Source organism: Pantoea sp. ICBG 1758, from assembly GCF_002928325.1.
In the GTDB taxonomy this organism is placed as follows: Bacteria; Pseudomonadota; Gammaproteobacteria; order Enterobacterales; family Enterobacteriaceae; genus Pantoea; species Pantoea eucrina.
Map to the genome: position 1 here is coordinate 187,309 of NZ_POWL01000002.1, position 21,242 is coordinate 208,550.

Sequence of the window (21,242 nt, forward strand, 5' to 3'; positions counted from 1 at the left end):
ACCCCCTGTGATTGCCATCACAATGAAACCAAATCAAATTATGGTGTGTCTTAGCTGAGGCCGTTGCGTTAAGCGAAACGAAGTGGCAGAAAACCCTAAGGTTTTCTTCAGATCAACGCCGGCATAATTTCAGGCGGTAGCAGTTTGCGACCGCCTTTTTACTGTTTAAAACGGATAGGGGAAAATTTTGATGGCAGATATGCATCAGCTATGGGTCGCTGCGATCCTCGGGGTCGTTGAGGGGCTGACCGAGTTTCTGCCGGTCTCATCCACGGGCCATATGATTATTGTCGGGCACCTGCTGGGATTTGAGGGCGATAAAGCAGAGACGTTTGAAGTGGTGATCCAGCTCGGATCAATTCTGGCAGTGGTCGTAATGTTCTGGCGACGTCTGTTTGGCCTGATCGGTATCCATTTTGGTCAGGAGCGTCATGAAGGCACCGGTACCGGTAAGCTGACGCTGATCCACATTCTGCTCGGGATGATCCCGGCGGTGGTAATCGGTTTACTGCTGCACGATCAGATTAAAACGCTGTTTAATCCGATCAACGTCATGTATGCCCTGGTGGTGGGCGGTGTGCTGCTGCTGGCGGCAGAGTTCCTGAAGCCAAAACAGCCAAAAGCAGTGGGCGTGGATGATATCACCTATCGTCAGGCGTTTATGATTGGCTGCTTCCAGTGTCTGGCGCTGTGGCCGGGCTTTTCCCGCTCGGGTGCGACGATTTCGGGCGGTATGCTGATGGGCGTCAGCCGCTACGCAGCGTCGGAATTCTCTTTCATTCTCGCCGTGCCGATGATGATGGGCGCGACCGTGCTGGACCTCTACAAAAGCATGGGCTTCCTGACGATGCAGGATTTCCCGATGTTCGCAGTGGGCTTTATTACCGCGTTCATCGTGGCGCTGCTGGCAATCAAAGTCTTCCTTGAGCTGATCAAGCGTATCTCGTTTGTATCGTTCGCCATCTATCGTTTTATCGTTGCAGCAGCGGTTTACGCCGTGTTTATGTAACAGCGGTTGCGCGGCGGGTTATGCCGGCCGCGCACCAATCAGCGTCTCTTCAATAGCCGCAATCCGGCGCCTGCCCAGCTCTTCCCGCACCTCTGCGCCTTTAAAGCCTGCTGCAATCACCTGCTGCACCGGTACCGCCTGCGCGAGCGCAAACGCCTGACGCAGATAGTTACCCTGCGGATAGGGCATACTCTCGAGCGTGGCGCGTCCGCGCGCGTCCGCCTCACTGGTCAGCGCCATCTTTTCCACCCGCTCCGGCTTACGCCAGGCGTCGATGCGATCAAACAGCGCTACCAGCGCCGCCGCTGACTGCCGCTCAATGGTGTGCACGATGTCATGGAACTCTGTCACGATTAGCGCCAGATCGCGTACGTGATTAGGGACGCGCAGCCGCTGGCACAGGGCGGCGACAAGCGGGACACCCGCCGGGCCATGACCGTGATGCGACGGCCACTTCTCCGGAGGAGTCAGCGCCTTGCCCACATCGTGAAACAGCGTAGCGAAGCGCACGTCGAGCTCATCAGAGAGCGCGGCCGCCAGCGTCAGCGTCATCAGCGTATGCACACCGGTATCGATCTCAGGGTGCCACTTCGGCGGGGCAGGAATGCCGTACAGATTATCGATCTCCGGAAAGAGCACCTGCAGTGCGCCACAGTCGCGCAGTGCCTGGAAATAGACCTGCGGATTGCGCGTCAGCAGTGCATTTTCCGTCTCTTTCCAGACGCGCTCTGCCGTCAGATGCGCCAGCTCGCCGCTGGCAGCCATCTCTGCCATTAGCGCCTGCGTTTCAGCGGCAATGCGAAAGCCAAGGTGGGCATAGCGAGCGGCAAACCGCGCCACGCGCAGCACGCGCAGCGGATCTTCGCTGAACGCTGCCGAAACGTGACGCAGCGTGCGACTGGCAAGATCGCGCTGGCCGTGGCAGGGATCGATCAGGCTGCCATCTTCCGCCTGCGCGATGGCGTTAATGGTCAGATCGCGCCGCTGCAGATCCTGCTCCAGCGTGACGTCGGGCGCGAAGTGCGTGATAAAGCCGGTGTAGCCGCTGCCCTGTTTGCGCTCGGTGCGCGCCAGCGCATACTCTTCACGACTGTGCGGATGTAAAAAGACCGGAAAATCGCGGCCTACCTGCTGATAGTTCTGCGCCAGCATCTCATCAGGCGTGGCGCCAACCACCACCCAGTCACGATCTTTTACCGGCAGCTGCAGTAAGGCATCACGCACCGCACCACCGACCAGAAAGGTTTTCACTCAACAACTCCAGAGGTATTCAGATAACTGCGCGTCAGGCGCCTGTTTCGTAATTGTTGCATACTTTGGCGGAAAAGCGGGCATGCGAAAGGGGGCATCTGGCGATCCCCCCCGGACAAACGGCTGGCGTGCGGCAGATTAATTCATCCAGCGATCTTTCTTTTTACGGCGCGGCACCATATGTGGCAGCAGCAGGCCCAGCAGCAGGCCAACGCCCAGTACGCCGCCCCCGTACATAAACCACTGCATAATGATGGTGCGCTGTTTGTCATCCAGCTGTACGTTGGCTGCGCTCACTTTTTTCTGCGCCACGATCAGCTCATTTTTGAGCTTCTGGTTTTCCTGTTTCAGACCATCAATCGTGCCGTCGCTGTTAGCGACTTTGTTCTGCATTTCTGACGTGCGCTGATTCCAGCTGTTGTCGATATTAGCCAGCTTGTCAGTCAGATCTTTAACCTGCTGCTCCAGCTGTGGCACGCGGGTGCGCAGGCTTGGGGTCGCGCTGAGCTGCGACAGCGGGATCCAGTTGGTTTTGCCTTCTGCATCGCGGATTTGCGCATACTGCGCATCGCTGTTGGTCTGCAGTACGGTAACTTCTTCCCCGGCGTTCAGCTTACCGACCAGGCGATACTGATCGCCCGGACCGCTGCGTACCCAGGTTGATAACTCATCGGAGATATAACGCTTTTCATCAGCAGCGTGAGCGGGGGTGATGGCGCTGAAAGCCAGCAAAGAAAGGGCGGCAAGTGTAATTTTTTTCATTCGATGTCGTATTTTCTTGATGGGCGTAAATTTACCGGCACAGTCTGGAGTTGCCTCGCATAAATCTGAATGAGAACTATCCTGGTCTCAATCCGGCGCGAAAAGGGGCGTAAAAGCACAAGAAAGCCGAGACAGCGTGCTTGTGGTGCATTACTCTCGCCAGATTAACCGTATAAGTGCCAGCAGCGTAGTAAATAAAAAATTATGACCACTGAAATCGAATTAAAGTTCATTGCCACCCCGCAGGCTGCCGCCACCCTGGCAGAGACACTGGCCGCCTGGCCGCATCAGCATGAAGCCGCCCGCGAGCTGACGAATATCTATTATGAAACGGACGACAACCAGCTGCGCCGCTGGGATATGGGGCTGCGCATCCGGGGTGTGGACAAGCGTTATGAGATGACGCTTAAGGCAGCGGGTCAGACGCTGGGCGGTCTGCATCAGCGCCCGGAGTACAACGTGGATATAACGGCGCCGCAGCTTGATATCGCCCGGCTGCCGGCAGAGATCTGGCCGCAGGGTACTGATATTGCCACCCTGCAGCAGCGGCTGCAGCCGCTATTCAGCACGCATTTCCGGCGCGAAACCTGGACGGTAGAGGCAGGTAACAGCACGATTGAAATTGCCTTCGATCAGGGCAGCGTGGCGGCCGGCGAGCTTAGCGAACCGCTGTGTGAAGTTGAGCTGGAGCTTAAACAGGGCACGCCTGCCGATCTGCTCAGGCTCGCGCAGACGCTGGCAGCGGGCGGCGGACTCCGTCCCGGCAGCCTGAGCAAAGCCGCGCGTGGCTATCAGCTGGCGCAGGGCGACGCGCTGCGTCCGGTTCGGGCGCTGCCGCTGCTGAAAGTGACGCCAAAAGCGACAGTAGAGCAGGGGATGATCGCCGCGCTCAGCGCCGCGCTGGATCACTGGCAGTATCATGAAGAGGTCTGGCTGCGCGGTAATCCGGCTGCGCGACACGCTGTGCTGGAGGCGCTGGAAACGCTGCGTCAGGCGTTTTCGCTGTTTGGCGCGCTGGTGCCGCGTAAGGCTAACAGCGAGCTGCGCCAGAAGCTGACCCGTCTTGAGGAGCTGCTGCAGGATGATGCTATCAGTGCGGAAACCCTCTGTTTCTCTGCCACCTCAGTCGAGGCGCAGATGGCGCTGACGTGCTGGCTGGCAGAAGCGCAGTGGCAGCCGTGGATAGACAGCAAAAACCAGATCAAGCTGCAGGGCTCTTATAAACGCTTTTGCGACATCATGCTAAGCCGCGTGGCAGCGGATCTGCGGGAAACCTTTACGGATGTAAAACTGGTCAGCGAGTTTCAGGATAAGGCCACGCGTCTGCAGCGGCAGCTGCTGGCTGTCTGTCTGCTGGCGGCGGCGTATCCGGCTGAAGAGGTATGCCAGTGGATGGCGGGATGGCAGGAGCTGCAGCTCGCCATCCGGGAAAAACAGCAGCACGGCCTGATTCAGCTCGCTACGATGGCCATGCGCCAGCCGCCATTCTGGCTGAGCAGCGGCGTCAGGCGTTAACAACACTATGTAAAAATTCAGGGAGAGAGGATGCAGTTACCGTTACCTTCGCTGATGCAGGCGCAGCTGGCCGGCATCGCAGAACGTCTGCAGCTGTCGCTGCCGGCGCTGACGTCTGAACAGGCTGGCGCGCTGGCCTTCAGTGACTTTATCGCAGATAACCTGCAGCAGCAGCCAGCATGGTGGCAGCAACTGCAGCAGCAGCCTCCTCAGCCTGATGAATGGCAGCACTATGCTCTGTGGCTGCAGCAGGCGCTGCAGCATGCGGATAGCGAGGCCGCGCTGATGCGTGAGCTGCGCCTGTTCCGCCGGCATATGCTGGTGCGTATCGCCTGGATGCAGGCGCTGCAGCACGCCACGACCGAACAGAGCCTGACGCAGCTTAGCGTACTGGCAGAAAGCCTGATCGCTGCCGCCCGCGATCGCGTGTGGCAGGATTGCTGTCGCGATTTTGGCACGCCCTGCAACGAGGCGGGCGAGCCGCAGCCGCTGCTGATCCTCGGCATGGGCAAGCTGGGTGGCGGAGAACTCAACTTCTCCTCTGATATCGATCTGATCTTTGCCTGGCCGGAGAGCGGCGTCACGCGCGGCGGGCGACGCGAGCTGGACAACGCACAGTTTTTTACCCGCATGGGGCAGCGCCTGATAAAAGTGCTGGATCAGCCTGGCGTCGATGGTTTTGTTTACCGCGTGGATATGCGACTGCGTCCGTTCGGCGATAGCGGCCCGCTGGTGATGAGCTTTGCGGCGCTGGAAGATTACTATCAGGAGCAGGGGCGTGACTGGGAGCGCTACGCCATGGTCAAAGCGCGTCTGATGGGCGACGATCGCGGCGAGTGGAGCCAGGCGCTGCAGCAGATGCTGCGGCCGTTTGTCTATCGCCGCTATATCGATTTCAGCGTGATTCAGTCGCTGCGTAACATGAAAGGGATGATCGCGCGTGAAGTGCGCCGTCGTGGCCTGAAAGATAATATCAAGCTGGGTGCCGGCGGTATCCGCGAAATCGAATTTATTGTGCAGGTGTTTCAGCTGATTCGCGGTGGACGTGAGCGCTTACTTCAGTCGCGCTCACTGCTGCCAGTGCTGCAGGCCATCGGTGAGCTGGAGTTGCTGCGTCCGCAGCAGGTCAGTCAGCTGCATGACGCCTACCTTTTTTTACGCCGGCTGGAGAATCTGCTGCAGAGCATCAATGATGAGCAGACGCAGACGCTGCCGCAGGATGCGCTCAACCGGGAGCGTCTGGCGTGGGCGATGAACTGCGCTGACTGGGAAGCGCTGACGGCACAGCTAACGGCGCACATGGCCGCCGTACGCGCGGTGTTTGATGAGCTGATTGGCGACGATGCCCCGGACGTTGATGACCAGCCGGAACTGGCGGAATTTGCGGCACTCTGGCAGGACACGCTGGAGGAGCATGAGCTGACGCCGGTGGTGCCGCAGCTGAATGAAACGCAGCGGCAGCGCTTTTTTTACGTGCTTAATGACTTCCGGCAGGATGCCAGCCGGCGCACAATCGGGCCGCGTGGCCGGCTGGCGCTCGACCAGCTGATGCCGCGCCTGCTGGGGGAGATCGCTTCGCGTGAGGATGCCGACAGCGTACTGGAGCGCCTGACGCCGCTGCTGCTGGGGGTGCTGACGCGCAGCACCTATCTTGAGCTGCTGACTGAGTATCACGGCGCGCTGCGTCACCTGATCCGTCTCTGTGCCGCCTCACCAATGATTGCCAGCCAGCTGGCGCGCTATCCGCTGCTGCTGGATGAGCTGCTCGACCCCGCCACGCTGTATCAGCCCACTGCCACTGACGCCTACCGTGACGAACTGCGGCAATATCTGCTGCGTATTCCGGCAGAGGATGAAGAGCAGCAGCTGGAGGCGGTGCGCCAGTTCAAACAGGCGCAGCTCTTGCGTATTGCCGCAGCAGATATCGCCGGAACGCTGCCGGTAATGAAAGTAAGCGATCACTTAACCTGGCTGGCAGAGGCGATGATCGAGTCGGTGGTGCAGCAGGCCTGGCAGATGATGGTACAGCGCTATGGGCGGCCATCACATTTGACGCGTGACGATGAGCGCGGCTTTGCCGTGGTCGGCTATGGCAAGCTGGGGGGCTGGGAGCTTGGCTACAGCTCCGATCTCGATCTGGTGTTTCTGCATGATTGTCCGGAGAGTGCAGAGACCGACGGTAAACGCGTCATCGACGGAAGGCAGTTTTATCTGCGTCTGGCGCAGCGCATCATGCATCTCTTCAGCACCCGCACCGCCTCCGGTATTTTGTATGAGGTGGATGCCCGCCTGCGTCCTTCTGGCTCAGCAGGCATGCTGGTCAGCACCTTCGACGCCTTTGAAGAGTATCAGCGTAATGATGCCTGGACCTGGGAGCATCAGGCGCTGGTGCGCGCGCGTATTGTCTTTGGTGAGCCGGCGCTAATGGCGCGTTTTACGCAGATCCGCCACGCTATTCTCAGCCTGCCCCGTGCAACAGCACCGCTGCGGGCTGAGGTACGTGAAATGCGCGAAAAGATGCGTGCGCACCTGAGCAACAAACATAAAGGGCGCTGGGAGATAAAAACAGATGCAGGCGGTATTACCGATATTGAATTCATTGCCCAGTATCTGGTCTTAGCGTCAGCGGCGGATCGGCCGGCCCTGACGCGCTGGTCAGATAACGTGCGCATTTTTGCTCTGATGGCGGAGCACGATATTATGCCTGCCCAGGAAGCGCAGGCGCTGACGCATGCTTACGTCACGCTGCGTGATGCGCTGCATCATCTGGCCCTGCAGGCGCTGCCGGGTCACGTGGCACCGGATCGTTTTGCCCGCGAGCGCGGCATTGTCAACGCCAGCTGGCAGCGCTGGCTGGGCACGGTTGAGCCAGACAGTTGAGGCGTGCGGCGGCATCTTACCCTGCGGCGGGTATATGGTATTATCCGCGCAATATTTTGAGCGTAGTCTGGAGTCTCTGAAATGAAAGTAACACTGCCCGCGTTTGGCAAGGCCACCGTACTGGTTGTTGGCGATGTGATGTTAGACCGCTACTGGTATGGCCCGACCAGCCGCATTTCACCCGAGGCGCCGGTGCCGGTCGTCAAAGTGGATACCATTGAGGAGCGTCCGGGCGGCGCGGCCAACGTGGCAATGAACATTGCCGCGCTGGGTGCCGCATCGCGTCTGATTGGGCTTACCGGTGAGGATGATGCCGCGCAGGTACTGAGCCGCACGCTGGAGCAGGTTAACGTCAGCTGTGACTTTGTGGCGCTAAAAACGCATCCCACCATCACCAAGCTGCGCGTGCTGTCGCGCAACCAGCAGCTGATCCGGCTGGACTTTGAAGAGGGCTTTGATCAGGTCGATCCGCAGCCCATCCACGATCGTATGCGTCAGTCGCTGTCACAGGCTGGCGCGCTGGTGCTGTCAGACTACGCTAAAGGTGCCCTGAGCAGCGTCCAGACCATGATCGGGCTGGCCCGCGAAGCGGGCGTACCGGTACTGATCGACCCGAAGGGCACCGACTTTGAGCGCTATCGCGGTGCAACCCTGCTGACGCCAAACCTGTCTGAATTTGAAGCCGTTGCCGGCAAATGTAAAACCGAAGCGGACATCGTCAGCCGGGGAATGCAGCTGATCGCTGACTATGCTCTCTCAGCGCTGCTGGTAACCCGTTCTGAAAACGGCATGACGCTGCTGCAGCCGGGTAAAGCGCCCCTGCATATGCCGACGCAGGCGCAGGAAGTCTATGACGTGACCGGTGCCGGCGATACGGTCATTGGCGTCCTGGCCGCGGTCCTCGCGGCAGGTGACACGCTGGAAAACGCCTGTTTCCTTGCCAACGCGGCGGCAGGCGTCGTGGTGGGCAAGCTGGGAACCTCTACCGTCAGTACGGTGGAGCTGGAGAACGCTATTCATGCACGTCCCGAAAGCGGCTTTGGCGTGATGACGGAGAGCGAGCTGAAAACCGCCGTGGCTCAGGCGCGTCAGCGCGGCGAGAAAGTGGTGATGACCAACGGCGTGTTTGACATCCTGCATGCAGGACACGTCTCTTATCTCGCCAATGCCCGCAAGCTGGGCGATAGGCTGATTGTGGCGGTGAACAGCGACGCGTCAACCCGACGTCTTAAAGGCGAAACCCGGCCGGTTAATCCGCAGGAGAACCGGATGATCGTGCTGAGCGCACTCGAAGCGGTGGACTGGGTCGTACTGTTTGAAGAAGATACGCCGCAGCGTCTGATTGCCGATGTGCTGCCGGATTTGCTGGTGAAAGGCGGAGATTACAAGCCGGAAGAGATCGCAGGCAGCAAAGAAGTGTGGGCCAACGGCGGTGACGTACGCGTGCTTAACTTTGAAGATGGCATCTCCACCACCAACATTATTAAAACGATCCGCAGTCACTGAGCAGACAGCCGGGGGCAGCAGCCACCCGGCTGATAATATTTACTGTGGCGTATCGATTTTACCGGCCGGATCGGGCGTCACCACTGCTGGCGCCGGTGCCGCCGGGCTTTCACTCTCCAGTTTAGCCAGACGCTGCTCCAGGGCTGCCAGCTTTTCGCGGGTGCGCAGCAGGACCTGAGTCTGCACATCAAACTCTTCACGGTTAACCAGATCCATACGGGTCAGCTGCGCCTGCAGAACCTGCCGGATTTTCTTCTCCACGTCGTCGCCAAAGTCGCGGATGCCTTTCGGCATCGCTTCATGGACCTGGCGCGCCAGTTGTTCAATTTTTTTTGTGTCGATCATGGTTATTTCCTGATTGCGGTGGCTGTGAGCAGCACGTTTTCCGACGGTACAAGAAGTAAGTGTAATGCCAGAACCAAAAAGGTTAAACCCGAAATCCGCAACGCATGATGTGCAAAAGCAATTGCACTTTTGTCGATTGCCCGTCCCGGTGAATAACGCTATAGTGATTTTGCTTATTCTCAGGGCGGGGCGAAATTCCCCACCGGCGGTAAATCAGCTTCTGCTGAAAGCCCGCGAGCGCTTTTGCGACCGTGCAAAAGGACAGCAGATCCGGTGTGATTCCGGGGCCGACGGTTAAAGTCCGGATGGGAGAGGGTAACGACATCAGCCGGGTTTATGCCCGCGTCACGTTTTTGCCATGTGTATTTTTCACGCACTCCTAAGCTCGCCCTGGTTCTGGTAACTCATAATATTTTAAGGTTAATTACCATGAATCAGACGCTTCTTTCTGAATTTGGCACGCCGGAACAGCGTGTAGAACGTGCACTTGACGCACTGCGTAACGGTCGCGGTGTGATGGTTCTTGACGATGAAGATCGCGAGAACGAAGGCGATATGATTTTTGCCGCCGAGACCATGACCACAGAGCAGATGGCGCTGACTATCCGCCACGGCAGCGGCATTGTCTGCCTCTGCATCAATGAGGCCCGCCGCCAGCAGCTCGATCTGCCGATGATGGTAGAGAACAACACCAGCTCTTACGGCACCGGATTTACCGTTACGATTGAAGCCGCAGCGGGGGTGACCACCGGCGTCTCTGCAGCTGACCGCATCACCACTATCCGCGCCGCGATTGCTGATAACGCTAAACCGGCTGACCTGCACCGTCCGGGACACGTTTTCCCGCTGCGCGCGCGCGAAGGTGGCGTACTGACGCGCGGCGGTCATACCGAGGCCACGCTCGATCTGGTCACGCTTGCGGGCTTCAGGCCGGCTGGCGTCCTGTGCGAGCTGACTAACGACGATGGCAGCATGGCGCGCGCCCCTGAAGCGATCGCGTTTGCGCAGCAGCATGATATGCCCGTGGTGACCATTGAAGATCTGGTGGCTTACCGCCGCCAGCGTGAGACCCGTCAGGCCAGCTAAAGCTGGCATACAAAAGCAGACCAGCCGGAGGGCGGGAAATCAGCCCGCGCCGGCGGTCTGCAGCAGCGTCAGACTCAGCCCCATCACCGTCATCCCACACAGCACGCCATAGCTCGGGTTATTGTGCGGATCGATTTCGCGCGCCAGCGGCATCAGTTCATCCACCGAAAGTGCGACCATAATCCCTGCGACGGCGGCCATAATGGCAGCAATCACTACCGGCGACAGCGCCGGACCGAGCAGCAGAAAGGCAATGACGCCGCCCAGGATCTCCGCCATACCGGAAATACAGGCCCAGAACAGCGCTTTGGCTTTGGAACCGGTCGCCGCGTACATCGGCCCGGCAACCGCCAGTCCTTCAGGAATATTGTGGATGGCCACGGCTAAAGCGATGCCCAGCCCCAGCTCCATATCGCTGCTGGCAGTAACAAAGGTGGCGACCCCTTCAGGAAAATTGTGCAGGCTGATGCCCAGCGTCAGCAGCACAGCAGTTCGCTTCAGGTTAACGGGACGACCCTGAGTGGCCATCAGATCCTGCGGATGCTGATGCGGCAGCAGGCGATCCATCGCGAAATAGCCGATCAGGCCGAGCATAAACATACCGTATCCCAGCATCGGTGACATTCCCGCAGTATGCAGCGCCGCTGGCAGCATCTCCATCAGCGAAATCAGTAGCATAATGCCGGCGGCGAAGCCGAGCGCAAAGGCGAGCAGACGGTTTGACGGCTTTTGACCGAGAATGCCAAACAGGGCGCCAATAAAGGTGGCACCACCGGCCAGAATAGTGAGCAGTAAAGGCACCGACATAGCAAGCTCCATGATGATAATGATTACCAGTTACATTATAATTAACCTTATAAAATATCGAGTTATTAAGCGTAAAGTTATGTCGTTCACGCTTATTCAAATTTGCTGACAGACATTATCACGCTTCTCCGCGTTTAAGTGGCCTGGCAAGCGCGTATTGTGACGCTTATGAAAGCAACAGCGATGAGGTGTGAAAATGTGTGATGGCCGTATGCCTGCTCTGTTTCTGGGTCATGGCAGCCCGATGAACGTGCTGGAAGAGAACCGTTATACCCGGGTATGGCAGCAGCTGGGCAGAGATCTGCCGCGCCCGCGCGCTATTCTCGCGATTTCCGCGCACTGGTACACGCGCGGAACTCGGGTAACCGCCATGGAACAGCCACGCACTATTCACGATTTCGGCGGATTTCCGCAGGCGCTGTTTGACGTGCGCTACCCGGCACCCGGATCGCCTGCGCTGGCGCAGCGCGTAACGGAGCTGCTGCCGGCGGCAGAAAAAGATGAGAGCTGGGGGTTCGATCACGGCTCGTGGGGCCTGCTGGCCAAAATCTATCCTGAGGCGGATATTCCGCTGGTGCAGCTCAGCGTGGACAGTACCCGGCCCGCCGCATGGCATTTTGAGGCCGGACGTAAGCTGGCTGCGCTGCGCGATGAGGGGATCCTGCTGGTTGCGAGCGGCAACGTGGTACATAACCTGCGCAAGCTGCAGTGGCAGGGGAGTGCGCCGGCGTATCCATGGGCCGAAGCGTTTAACCAGTATGTGCGCGATAATCTGCCCAGCGACGCGCCGGCAGCCGATCATCCGCTGGTTAACTATCAGCAGCATCCGGGCGCGGCGCTTTCGCATCCGACGGCTGAACACTATCTGCCGCTGCTCTATATTCTGGGCGCACGCGCAGCGGGTGAGGCGGTCAGCGTGCCGGTTGAGGGCATGGAGATGGGCGCAATCAGTATGCTGTCAGCGCAGGTGGGATAACGGCCCGCGGCGTCGCAGGCCGGAAGGGGGCGCACCGGAATGCGCCACCAGGTTAGCCGATAAAAGTATGCGGATAGAAGCGCGACAGATCCTGGGTGATCAGCGCCCGATCTTCGCGTAAGCCAATCCCCGCCGGCTGATCGTCTATCAGCCAGCTGCCAATCAGCGTATAGCTGTCGCCAAATCGGGGCAGCGCGCAGAACTGCTGGATAATCATACCCTCTTCGCCATAGGGACCGTCAGCGCGCGCAATTTCGTTGCCGTTTTCAATAATACGGATGTTGGCGCCCTCACGGGAGAAGAGCGGCTTCACCACATATTTATCCATCTGCGGCGCCTGGCTGTCATCTGCAAACCAGGCGGGCAGCAGATTGGGATGGTCCGGGAACATCTCCCACAGCAGCGGCAGCAGGGCTTTATTGGAGAGGATGCTTTTCCAGGCGGGTTCCAGCCAGCGTACGCCGGCATCGGCCAGCTTGGTCGAGAACACCTCGCGCAGCATGAACTCCCAGGGGTAGAGCTTGAACAGGTTGCTGATGACGCGATCGTGCTGGTCGGTAAACTGGCCTTTTTCCCCTAGTCCAATCTCGTCGATATAGAGAAACTCGCCGGGAAGTCCCGCTTCTGTGGCGCAATCCTGCAGATACTGTACCGTCGCGCGGTCCTCTTCCGTATCACGGCAGCAGGCAAAGTGCAGCCAGTTAAAGCCGTGCTGCTGCTGCAGAACCGCAAACCGCTCAATCAGCTTCTCCTGCAGGCTGTTAAACTGATCGCTGCCCGCCGGCAGGTTGCCCGCTTTGAGCTGATCTTCGAGCCAGATCCACTGAAAAAAAGCGGCCTCATAGAGTGACGTCGGCGTGTCGGCGTTGTTTTCCAGCAGCTTGATCTCACCGCTGCCATCCCACACCAGATCCAGACGGGAATAGAGCGAAGGCTGACGCTGAGCCCAGGATTCGCGGACAAACTCCCAGGTGTGTTTCGGAATGCAGAAGCGGGTCAGCAGCGCATCGCTGTTAACCACTTTTTCCACCGCCTGCAGGCACATCTGATGCAGCTCTGCCGTAACGCTTTCCAGCGTCTCTACCTGTGCCAGCGTGAACTGATAATAGGCCTCTTCACACCAGTAAGGCTCACCATACATCGTGTGAAACTGAAAGCCATATTCAGTGGCTTTTGCGCGCCAGTCCGGGCGTTCGCTGATAGCAATACGTTGCATACGGCGCTTAGCCTCCCAGCGAGCGACTGCTGGTGCCGCTGGCGCTGCTGCGCTGCATACTGTTTTGCTTCGCGACCGTCTCACCAAAGCCACCGCGGGTAATGGTCGAGGTCGTGGCCGGTTTAGGTGCCATGGCGGTTTTAGGCACGTTCATGGTACGGCCAGAGGTCGCTGAGCCATAGTTTTTACCGGCGGCGTCTACGAACTGTCCGTTAGCCGGGCTGGCAGGCGTTTTAGGGGAAAACAGCGGCTGCTGAGCAAAACCGGCGCCGCCGCCCATCATACGTCCCATCATGTAGCCAGCCATCAGCGGCATCCAGAAGCCGCCGCTGTGCTGTGCTTCGGCATTGTTTGCGGTGGTGCCCGCACCCGCCTGAGCCGGTGCCTGCTGGCACTGATTTTCGCCAAATTCCGCCACGCAATCTTCGCGTGAGGCATATTTAGGCGCGGTGCGCTCCGCCTCTTTCAGCGCATTGTTATAAGCGGCTTTACACTGACCGCTCTGATCCGGATTGGCTTTCGCACAGTCGTCAGCATTCTGATAGAGCGAAACTGTTTCGTCGCTCTGTTCGCAGCCTGCCAGCATAAATACTGCAGTGACCGCCAGCGCGACGGGCGTAAGATGACGTGCCTGCCAGCCTTTACGAAAAGCGGCATGACGGATATTTTTTGTCCGTTTCATAGTGATTATCCTGTACCCAGAGTTGCAGTCAGGATAGGTGATGCGAGGGGGGATTTAAAGCGTGAAGCCTGACAGGGCGCGGATCTTTACGTAGCTATACGTTCAAATGCGAAAGGAGCCGCAGGGGCCCCTTTTGCTGTCAGCGGCTGAATGGATTGCCGCTGTTGCGCGCTGCCGGCTGAACAGACGCCGCCGGAGCGGAAGCTGCCGCCTGCGGTGCGCTGTCGGCCTGTGCAGTCTGCTGGCTATTTTCCGGCGCGACGACTTCAGGTGAGGTCGTCACCTCTTTGCCCAGCGCGCTGTTCAGCTGCTGCAGGTCCTGCTCATTGAGAGTACCCAGCGCATATTTGATATTCAGCTGGTTAATCAGATAGCTGTAGCGCGCGTTAGAGAGCTGCTGTTTAGCGTTAAACAGCGTAGTGGTCGCGTCCAGTACATCAACAATCGTACGGGTACCCACCTGATAGCCTGCTTCAGAGGCGTCGAGTGAGCTTTGCGCAGAGATCACTGCCTGTTTGTACGCATCAATGCTGCTGATTGACGCATTCACGTTGTTAAACGAGGAGCGTACGGTCTGCACCGCGCTGCGATGCGCGCCTTCCAGCTGTTCGCTGGCGGCGACAAAGTTGTACTGCGCCTGTTTCACCTGCGAGGTCACTGAACCACCGCTGTAGAGCGGTAATGAGAAGCTCAGGCCGACCTGATTTGAACCCGAGATCGAGTCGTTATTGGTGATGCTCTGATTCGCCCGGCTGCCGCTATATTTATTGTTAGACAGACCGGTCGACGCCGTCAGATCCAGCGTAGGCATATGGCCCGATTCAGCATAGCGGATCTGCTCACGAGCCAGATCCTGGCTCAGGCGCGCAGAGAGCAGGTTAAGGTTGCGACTCTCAGCCTGCTTCAGCAGGCTGGCGACCGCATCAGGCCGTGCTGTTTTAAAGCGGTCGATGCTCAGCGAGGCCAGGGAGAGGTAGTCCATCCCGGTGATCTGACGCAGCGATTCAACCGCATTATCCAGCGTGTTTCGGGCCGTCACTTCATTCGCCAGCACGCTGTCATACTGGGCGCGGGCGTTCTGTACATCGGTAATCGCCACCAGGCCGACATTAAAGCGCTGCGTGGTTTGATCCAGCTCGCGATAAATGGACTGTTTCTGCGCTTCGGTATAGGAGAGCGTATCAATCGCATTCAGCACGTTGAAATAGGCGGTAGCGGTATTGAGGATCAGATCCTGCTGCGCAACCTGGTAGGTGACATCCTGTATGCCGGCAGTTTTTTCCTGCAGCGTCAGGCTGCGCCACTTTGACATATCAAAAATCGTCTGCGTTAATTGCAGCGAGGCACTTTTGGTGGTGGTATTCAGGCCGCTGCTATCACGATAGCCGTTGTTATAGGTGTAATCTGCACCCAGGCCCAGCTGCGGCAGCAACGGGCTGCGCGCTTCGTTGATCTTTTCAAACGCAGCGTCGCGATCGGCGGCAGAGGCACGCAGATCGGGATTGCTCAGGCGCGCCTGCTGATAAACCTGCAGCAGGTTTTCTGCCTGGCTGGCAAGGCTGAATCCGCCCAGGCTCAGTCCAATAAAAAATGGGAGCAGTTTTTTCATTTGCATTCCTTTTGTTGCAGCCTGTGACGCGAAAAGTGCTGCTGCTAAGCCAAAAAAATAATCGCCGATTTTACAGAGGCGCTGTCAGAGATAGGTTGGCTGAACGTGCCTTCTTTCCCTAATTTACGTAAATAATTCAGAAAGAACCACTCGGATGGAGCACAAGGGTTGGCTTTTCGATGCTCTATCCCAATCTGCATAAGGAACCAGACGATGGCGGGCGAAAAAAAATCCCCTGTGACTTTCACAAAAAACGATGTAGAAATTATTGCACGCGATACCCGTTATGACGGTTTTTTTTCCATCGTCAGCTATCGCTTTCGCCACCGCCTTTTTAATGGCGGAATGAGTGGTGAAGTGGTGCGTGAAGTTTTCGAGCGCGGACACGCCGCCGTGCTGCTACCCTATGATCCCCTGCGCGACGAAGTCGTTTTAATCGAACAGATCCGCATTCCGGCTCTTGATTCCAGCGCCACACCCTGGCTGCTGGAGATGGTGGCAGGTATCATTGAGCCCGGAGAAACGCCGGAAGAGGTCGTACGACGCGAAGCACAGGAAGAAGCGGGCCTGAATGTCGGGCGCGTGAAACCGGTTATCAGTTATTTAGCCAGCCCTGGCGGCACCTCTGAACGGTTGTCGGTGCTGGTGGGTGAAGTGGATGCCAGCCTGGCAGAAGGGAACCATGGGCTGGAGGAAGAGAATGAGGATATTCTCGTACATGTGGTGAGCCGCGAACAGGCTTATCGCTGGGTGGAAGAGGGGATTATTGATAACGCAGCTTCTGTCATTGCGCTGCAATGGCTGGCGTTGCACCATGAAACACTACGACGTGAGTGGAAGGTAAAATGAAACAGCGCTATACCCCTGATTTTCCCGAAATGATGCGCCTGTGCGAAACGAACTTCGCGCAGCTGCGTCGCCTGCTGCCGCGCAGTGATGAAGCAGGCGCCTCGGTGCTCTATCAGGTCAACGGCGCCCGTTATCAGCTGACGATTGAAGAATCAACGCGTTATACCACGCTGGTTGAAATCCGGCAGGTGGCGCCGGCGGTAAGCTACTGGAGTCTGCCCGCGATGTCAGTGCGGCTCTATCACGATGCGATGGTCGCTGAAGTGTGTTCCACACAGCAGATCTATCGCTTTAAAGCACGCTATGATTATCCTAATAAAAAATTGCATCAGCGTGATGAAAAACATCAGATTAACCAGTTTCTGGCTGACTGGCTGCGCTACTGCCTGGCGCACGGTGCTCTGGCCGTGCCTGTTTGCTAAACGCGTCTGACGCATTGATGGCGTGGAGATTAAGGAAACGCTTTGGATAGCCTGCTCACTTTTCCTGCGGCACCAGGATCCGCAATCCGGATCCTGCAGATCACTGATACCCATCTCTTCGCGGGGAAGCACCAATCTTTGCTGGGGGTTAACACCTGGGCGAGCTTCGATGCGGTGCTGGATGCTATCGCGGCACAGCAGCACGAATATGATCTGATTATCGCGACCGGCGATCTGGCGCAGGATCATACCGTGGAAGCGTACCAGCATTTTGTTGCCGGTATTGCCCGCCTGCAAAAGCCATGCGTCTGGCTGCCCGGTAATCACGATTTCCAGCCAGCCATGGTGAATACCCTCGCCGAAGCAGGCATAGCGGCAGATAAACATGTTCTGCTGGGGGAGCAGTGGCAGCTACTGCTGCTCGATAGCCAGGTATCTGGCGTGCCACACGGCATGCTGAGCGACTATCAGCTGGAGTGGCTGGCAGCGTCACTTGCGCGGTTTCCTGGGCGGCACTCGCTCATCCTGCTGCACCATCATCCGGTGCCTTCCGGCTGTACCTGGCTCGATCAGCATAGCCTGCGTAACCCGCACCAGCTGGAAGCGGTGTTACAGGCTTTTCCGCAGGCGCAGCATCTGGTATGTGGCCACATTCATCAGGAGCTCGATCTTCACTGGCAGGGGCGCCGGGTTCTGGCCTCGCCTTCTACCTGCGTCCAGTTCAAACCGCACTGCACCAGTTTCACCATTGACACGCTGGCCCCCGGCTGGCGCTGGCTGACATTAGCGGCGGATGGCTCACTGGAGACGGAAGTGAATCGCCTGCAAAGCGATATGTTCCGGCCGGACCTTGACTCAGATGGGTACTGATTAATGGCCACGCTGCTCTATCTGCACGGATTTAATAGCTCGCCGCAGTCAGCCAAAGCGACGCAGCTGCAGGCGTGGTGCGCCGCAGCGCAGCCGCACATTAATGTTCTGGTGCCTCAGCTGCCCGCTTTTCCGGAGGAGGCCGCCAGCCTGCTGGAAGAGTTAGTGATGCAGCATACCGGCGAACCGCTGGGGCTGGTTGGCTCATCGCTGGGCGGCTATTTCGCGACCTGGCTGTCGCAATGTTTTATGCTGCCAGCGGTGGTGGTGAATCCGGCGGTACGCCCGTTTGAGCTGCTGACGGATTATCTGGGCGAGAACCGTAATCCCTACACCGGCCAGCAATATGTGTTAGAGTCACGCCATATTTACGATCTGAAAGTGATGCAGATTGACCCGCTTGATGCGCCCGATCTGCTCTGGCTATTGCAGCAGACCGGCGATGAGATCCTCGACTATCGCCAGGCACTGAATTACTACAGCGCATGCCGGCAGACGGTTGAAGCGGGCGGCAATCACGCCTTTATCGGATTTGAACGCCATTTTACGCAGATAGTAGATTTTCTGGGTTTATCCCTCTCCTAAGCTGCGTCATGGGCTCCTTTTTCTCTTGTTCATCAGACAAATACAATGAGCCAATCAAACTATAATGCTGACGCGATTGAGGTCCTGACCGGCCTTGAGCCTGTGCGTCGCCGTCCGGGTATGTATACCGATACCACCCGGCCAAACCATCTGGGTCAGGAAGTTATCGATAACAGCGTCGATGAAGCGCTGGCGGGCCATGCCAGCCGGGTCGAGGTGATCCTGCACGCCGATCAGTCACTGGAAGTGATCGACGACGGGCGCGGTATGCCGGTGGATATCCATCCGGAAGAGGGCGTACCGGCCGTTGAACTGATCCTGTGCCGGCTGCACGCAGGCGGTAAATTCTCCGGTAAAAACTATCAGTTTTCCGGTGGCCTGCACGGCGTGGGCATCTCGGTTGTCAACGCGCTCTCCACGCGGGTGGAAGTGACCGTACGGCGTAATGGTGAAGTGTATCGTATCGCTTTTGAGCATGGCGAAAAGGTTGAAGACCTGAAAGTGATAGGTACGGTCGCCAAACGTAACACGGGCACCAGCGTGCATTTCTGGCCTGACGTCAGCTTCTTCGACAGCCCGCGCTTCTCCGTATCGCGCCTGAAACACCTGCTCAAAGCGAAAGCGGTACTCTGTCCCGGCGTTGAGATTGTCTTTAAAGATAAGGTGAACAACAGCGAGCAGACCTGGCTCTATCAGGATGGTCTGACCGATTATCTGAGTGAGGCGGTCAACGGGCTGCCCACGCTGCCGGAAACGCCGTTTACGGGCAGCTTTGCCGGTGACGTGGAAGCGGTAGACTGGGCGCTGCTGTGGTTACCGGAAGGGGGCGAGCTGCTGACGGAAAGCTACGTTAACCTGATCCCGACCATGCAGGGCGGAACGCACGTAAACGGTCTGCGCCAGGGACTGCTGGATGCCATGCGCGAATTCTGCGAATACCGCAATATTTTACCGCGCGGCGTTAAGCTGTCAGCGGAAGATATCTGGGATCGCTGCGCCTATGTGTTATCGGTAAAAATGCAGGATCCGCAGTTTGCCGGTCAGACCAAAGAGCGTCTCTCCTCGCGCCAGTGCGCGGCCTTTGTGTCGGCGGTGGTGAAAGATGCGTTCAGCCTGTGGCTGAATCAGAACGTGCAGGCGGCAGAAATGCTGGCTGAGCTGGCGATCTCCAGCGCGCAGCGCCGTATGCGCGCGGCGAAAAAGGTGGTGCGTAAAAAACTCACCAGCGGGCCGGCGCTGCCGGGCAAGCTGGCAGACTGCACCGCCCAGGATCTGAATAAAACCGAGCTGTTCCTGGTTGAGGGTGACTCAGCGGGCGGCTCGGCCAAGCAGGCACGCGATCGCGAATACCAGGCGATTATGCCGCTGAAGGGAAAGATCCTGAACACCTGGGAAGTCTCTTCTGATGAGGTACTGGCGTCGCAGGAGGTGCATGACATTTCCGTAGCGATTGGTATCGACCCGGATAGCGAAGATCTGAGCCAGCTGCGCTACGGCAAAATCTGTATTCTGGCGGATGCGGACTCCGATGGCCTGCACATCGCCACGCTGCTGTGCGCGCTGTTTGTGAAGCACTTCCGTTCACTGGTGCAGCAGGGACACGTCTATGTTGCGATGCCGCCGCTCTATCGTATCGACCTCGGTAAAGAGGTCTATTATGCGCTGGATGAAGATGAAAAAGAGGGCGTGCTGGAGCAGCTGAAGCGGAAAAAAGGCAAGCCGAACGTACAGCGTTTTAAAGGACTGGGTGAAATGAACCCGCTGCAGCTGCGCGAAACCACGCTCGATCCAAATACCCGGCGTCTGGTACAGCTGACCATTGCCGATGAGGATATTGAGCAGACTCTGCGCGTAATGGATATGCTGCTGGCGAAGAAACGCTCCGAAGATCGCCGCAACTGGCTACAGGAGAAAGGCGATCTCGCCGATCTCGACGTTTAATGACGGCGACGCGCGCTGAGGATAACACGGTGAAAATTACTCTCGAAGAGCTGCGCGCCTGGGTGGCGGTGGTCGACAGCGGTTCGATCACCGCCGCTGCAGAACAGCTGGAGCAGACCACCTCCGGTATCAGCCGCGCGCTCAGCCGGCTGGAGAGTAAGTTACAGACCACGCTGATGCACCGCACCACGCGCCGTCTGGCGCTGACCGATGAGGGCGCGATTTTTCTTGAGCACGCCCGCCAGATCCTCACCTCCGTTGAGCGGGCCGAAGAGCAGATAGCCCGCCGCCGTGAGACGCCTGCCGGGCGACTGCGCATTAACGCCAATACCCCCTTTATGCTGCACGTCATCGTGCCGCTGCTGGCGGAGTTCCGGCAACGCTATCCGCAAATTGAACTTGAACTCAACACCGACGACATCGTTATCGATCTGCTGGAACAGCAAACGGATATCGCTATTCGCATTGGCGAACTACGCGACTCGACGCTGCGCGCCAGGGTGTTAGGCAGCAGCGCGACGCGACTGGTAGCCAGTCCGGACTATCTGGCAAAACATGGCATACCCGATAGCGTAGCCGCGCTGAGCCAGCACCAGCTGATCGGGTTCAGCCAGCTGGATACCCATAACATCTGGCCCGTCTGGCAGCAGGAGGGGGAGTTTCTGCGTATTAAACCCACCCTGACCGCCTCCAGCGGCGAAACGCTGCGCCAGCTGGCCCTGCAGGGGCTGGGTATTGTCAGGCTTTCTGATTTTGTCAGCCGGGAAGATCGCGAACAGGGGCGGCTGATGGATGTGCTGGCGAGCGAAACCCGGGAGCTACGTTTGCCGGTGCACGCCGTCTACTATCGCAACCAGACGCTGAGTTCGCGCGTCACCTGCTTTCTCGATTTCCTGCAGGAGAAAATCCAGCGCCAGCAGCTGATTTAAGC

General features: G+C 58.1%; 19 protein-coding genes and 1 riboswitch. Of the genes, 12 read left to right on the plus strand and 7 right to left on the minus strand.

Translation table 11 applies throughout. The features are described from left to right. Positions 1 to 190: 190 nt before the first annotated feature. On the plus strand, positions 191 to 1,009 hold the full coding sequence (gene bacA, locus C1Y41_RS10490) for an undecaprenyl-diphosphate phosphatase (protein WP_039380233.1): 819 nt from the start codon (positions 191 to 193) through the stop codon (positions 1,007 to 1,009). Positions 1,010 to 1,027: 18 nt separating this feature from the next. Here the strand turns inward: bacA and C1Y41_RS10495 are convergent, their stop codons facing one another. Together C1Y41_RS10495 and C1Y41_RS10500 are read right to left on the minus strand one after the other, a co-directional pair. Then, positions 1,028 to 2,260: a multifunctional CCA addition/repair protein gene (locus C1Y41_RS10495; RefSeq protein WP_039380231.1), complete on the minus strand. Its 1,233-nt coding sequence runs from the start codon at positions 2,258 to 2,260 to the stop codon at positions 1,028 to 1,030. A gap of 138 nt (positions 2,261 to 2,398) precedes the next feature. Then, positions 2,399 to 3,022 (minus strand): TIGR04211 family SH3 domain-containing protein, encoded by a 624-nt coding sequence (locus C1Y41_RS10500; RefSeq protein WP_094110976.1) that lies wholly within the window; start codon positions 3,020 to 3,022, stop codon positions 2,399 to 2,401. 204 nt (positions 3,023 to 3,226) lie between these two features. On the opposite strand from C1Y41_RS10500, the gene C1Y41_RS10505 reads away from it, so the two are divergent. The 3 genes from C1Y41_RS10505 to hldE all read left to right on the plus strand — a co-directional run bounded on the left by C1Y41_RS10505 (position 3,227) and on the right by hldE (position 8,923). Then, positions 3,227 to 4,537 (plus strand): inorganic triphosphatase, encoded by a 1,311-nt coding sequence (locus C1Y41_RS10505; RefSeq protein WP_039380227.1) that lies wholly within the window; start codon positions 3,227 to 3,229, stop codon positions 4,535 to 4,537. A gap of 30 nt (positions 4,538 to 4,567) precedes the next feature. Further along, positions 4,568 to 7,417, plus strand: a complete 2,850-nt coding sequence (glnE, locus tag C1Y41_RS10510) for a bifunctional [glutamate--ammonia ligase]-adenylyl-L-tyrosine phosphorylase/[glutamate--ammonia-ligase] adenylyltransferase (RefSeq protein WP_104085424.1) — start codon at positions 4,568 to 4,570, stop codon at positions 7,415 to 7,417. Positions 7,418 to 7,498: 81 nt separating this feature from the next. Beyond that, positions 7,499 to 8,923, plus strand: coding sequence for a bifunctional D-glycero-beta-D-manno-heptose-7-phosphate kinase/D-glycero-beta-D-manno-heptose 1-phosphate adenylyltransferase HldE (hldE, locus tag C1Y41_RS10515; protein WP_039380223.1), 1,425 nt, complete (start codon positions 7,499 to 7,501; stop codon positions 8,921 to 8,923). 39 nt (positions 8,924 to 8,962) lie between these two features. On the opposite strand, the gene C1Y41_RS10520 is transcribed toward hldE, so the two are convergent. Further along, complete coding sequence (locus tag C1Y41_RS10520) at positions 8,963 to 9,268, minus strand: accessory factor UbiK family protein (protein WP_034828368.1); 306 nt, start codon at positions 9,266 to 9,268, stop codon at positions 8,963 to 8,965. A 171-nt stretch (positions 9,269 to 9,439) separates the two neighbouring features. Beyond that, positions 9,440 to 9,589, plus strand: a riboswitch (FMN riboswitch). Positions 9,590 to 9,697: 108 nt separating this feature from the next. Here C1Y41_RS10520 and ribB point away from each other — a divergent pair. Continuing rightward, positions 9,698 to 10,354 (plus strand): 3,4-dihydroxy-2-butanone-4-phosphate synthase, encoded by a 657-nt coding sequence (gene ribB / locus C1Y41_RS10525; RefSeq protein ID WP_039380221.1) that lies wholly within the window; start codon positions 9,698 to 9,700, stop codon positions 10,352 to 10,354. 39 nt (positions 10,355 to 10,393) lie between these two features. Here the strand turns inward: ribB and zupT are convergent, their stop codons facing one another. Continuing rightward, positions 10,394 to 11,161: a zinc transporter ZupT gene (gene zupT, locus C1Y41_RS10530; protein ID WP_039380219.1), complete on the minus strand. Its 768-nt coding sequence runs from the start codon at positions 11,159 to 11,161 to the stop codon at positions 10,394 to 10,396. A 196-nt stretch (positions 11,162 to 11,357) separates the two neighbouring features. Here zupT and ygiD point away from each other — a divergent pair, with 196 nt between their 5' ends. Then, positions 11,358 to 12,137 (plus strand): 4,5-DOPA dioxygenase extradiol, encoded by a 780-nt coding sequence (gene ygiD / locus C1Y41_RS10535; RefSeq protein ID WP_169713297.1) that lies wholly within the window; start codon positions 11,358 to 11,360, stop codon positions 12,135 to 12,137. Positions 12,138 to 12,189: 52 nt separating this feature from the next. Here the strand turns inward: ygiD and C1Y41_RS10540 are convergent, their stop codons facing one another. From C1Y41_RS10540 to tolC, 3 genes are all read right to left on the minus strand, one after another. Continuing rightward, positions 12,190 to 13,353, minus strand: a complete 1,164-nt coding sequence (locus C1Y41_RS10540; protein ID WP_104085425.1) for a glutathionylspermidine synthase family protein — start codon at positions 13,351 to 13,353, stop codon at positions 12,190 to 12,192. Positions 13,354 to 13,360: 7 nt separating this feature from the next. Further along, complete coding sequence (locus C1Y41_RS10545; protein ID WP_039380215.1) at positions 13,361 to 14,035, minus strand: DUF1190 family protein; 675 nt, start codon at positions 14,033 to 14,035, stop codon at positions 13,361 to 13,363. 139 nt (positions 14,036 to 14,174) lie between these two features. Beyond that, the gene (gene tolC / locus C1Y41_RS10550) at positions 14,175 to 15,644 is read right to left on the minus strand and encodes an outer membrane channel protein TolC (protein ID WP_104085426.1); all 1,470 of its coding nucleotides are present in this window, start codon (positions 15,642 to 15,644) and stop codon (positions 14,175 to 14,177) included. A 213-nt stretch (positions 15,645 to 15,857) separates the two neighbouring features. Here tolC and nudF point away from each other — a divergent pair, with 213 nt between their 5' ends. The 6 genes from nudF to C1Y41_RS10580 are packed head-to-tail and all read left to right on the plus strand — an operon-like array spanning position 15,858 to position 21,240. Continuing rightward, entirely contained in the window at positions 15,858 to 16,493 is a 636-nt protein-coding gene (gene nudF, locus C1Y41_RS10555) for an ADP-ribose diphosphatase (protein WP_039380210.1), read from the plus strand. Then, entirely contained in the window at positions 16,490 to 16,915 is a 426-nt protein-coding gene (locus C1Y41_RS10560; protein WP_039380208.1) for a DUF1249 family protein, read from the plus strand. The genes nudF and C1Y41_RS10560 overlap by 4 nt, the downstream gene beginning before the upstream one ends. 42 nt (positions 16,916 to 16,957) lie before the next feature. Continuing rightward, entirely contained in the window at positions 16,958 to 17,785 is an 828-nt protein-coding gene (gene cpdA / locus C1Y41_RS10565) for a 3',5'-cyclic-AMP phosphodiesterase (RefSeq protein WP_039380205.1), read from the plus strand. 3 nt (positions 17,786 to 17,788) lie between these two features. Continuing rightward, positions 17,789 to 18,370: an esterase YqiA gene (yqiA, locus tag C1Y41_RS10570; protein ID WP_039380202.1), complete on the plus strand. Its 582-nt coding sequence runs from the start codon at positions 17,789 to 17,791 to the stop codon at positions 18,368 to 18,370. Between the two features lie 45 nt (positions 18,371 to 18,415). Further along, on the plus strand, positions 18,416 to 20,311 hold the full coding sequence (gene parE / locus C1Y41_RS10575) for a DNA topoisomerase IV subunit B (protein ID WP_039380200.1): 1,896 nt from the start codon (positions 18,416 to 18,418) through the stop codon (positions 20,309 to 20,311). A gap of 29 nt (positions 20,312 to 20,340) precedes the next feature. After that, on the plus strand, positions 20,341 to 21,240 hold the full coding sequence (locus C1Y41_RS10580) for a LysR substrate-binding domain-containing protein (RefSeq protein WP_039385639.1): 900 nt from the start codon (positions 20,341 to 20,343) through the stop codon (positions 21,238 to 21,240). The last annotated feature ends 2 nt before the right edge of the window (positions 21,241 to 21,242 follow it).

What these genes read in the sequence shown, in the direction of transcription:
- C1Y41_RS10545 (WP_039380215.1), bottom strand. Translation starts at nt 14,035, where the DNA reads ATGAAACGGACAAAAAATATCCGTCATGCCGCTTTTCGTAAAGGCTGG.
- C1Y41_RS10500 (WP_094110976.1), bottom strand. Translation starts at nt 3,022, where the DNA reads ATGAAAAAAATTACACTTGCCGCCCTTTCTTTGCTGGCTTTCAGCGCC.
- C1Y41_RS10520 (WP_034828368.1), bottom strand. Translation starts at nt 9,268, where the DNA reads ATGATCGACACAAAAAAAATTGAACAACTGGCGCGCCAGGTCCATGAA.
- zupT (WP_039380219.1), bottom strand. Translation starts at nt 11,161, where the DNA reads ATGTCGGTGCCTTTACTGCTCACTATTCTGGCCGGTGGTGCCACCTTT.
- yqiA (WP_039380202.1), top strand. Translation starts at nt 17,789, where the DNA reads ATGGCCACGCTGCTCTATCTGCACGGATTTAATAGCTCGCCGCAGTCA.
- tolC (WP_104085426.1), bottom strand. Translation starts at nt 15,644, where the DNA reads ATGAAAAAACTGCTCCCATTTTTTATTGGACTGAGCCTGGGCGGATTC.
- nudF (WP_039380210.1), top strand. Translation starts at nt 15,858, where the DNA reads ATGGCGGGCGAAAAAAAATCCCCTGTGACTTTCACAAAAAACGATGTA.
- glnE (WP_104085424.1), top strand. Translation starts at nt 4,568, where the DNA reads ATGCAGTTACCGTTACCTTCGCTGATGCAGGCGCAGCTGGCCGGCATC.
- hldE (WP_039380223.1), top strand. Translation starts at nt 7,499, where the DNA reads ATGAAAGTAACACTGCCCGCGTTTGGCAAGGCCACCGTACTGGTTGTT.
- C1Y41_RS10540 (WP_104085425.1), bottom strand. Translation starts at nt 13,353, where the DNA reads ATGCAACGTATTGCTATCAGCGAACGCCCGGACTGGCGCGCAAAAGCC.
- C1Y41_RS10505 (WP_039380227.1), top strand. Translation starts at nt 3,227, where the DNA reads ATGACCACTGAAATCGAATTAAAGTTCATTGCCACCCCGCAGGCTGCC.
- ygiD (WP_169713297.1), top strand. Translation starts at nt 11,358, where the DNA reads ATGTGTGATGGCCGTATGCCTGCTCTGTTTCTGGGTCATGGCAGCCCG.
- ribB (WP_039380221.1), top strand. Translation starts at nt 9,698, where the DNA reads ATGAATCAGACGCTTCTTTCTGAATTTGGCACGCCGGAACAGCGTGTA.
- bacA (WP_039380233.1), top strand. Translation starts at nt 191, where the DNA reads ATGGCAGATATGCATCAGCTATGGGTCGCTGCGATCCTCGGGGTCGTT.
- parE (WP_039380200.1), top strand. Translation starts at nt 18,416, where the DNA reads ATGAGCCAATCAAACTATAATGCTGACGCGATTGAGGTCCTGACCGGC.
- C1Y41_RS10560 (WP_039380208.1), top strand. Translation starts at nt 16,490, where the DNA reads ATGAAACAGCGCTATACCCCTGATTTTCCCGAAATGATGCGCCTGTGC.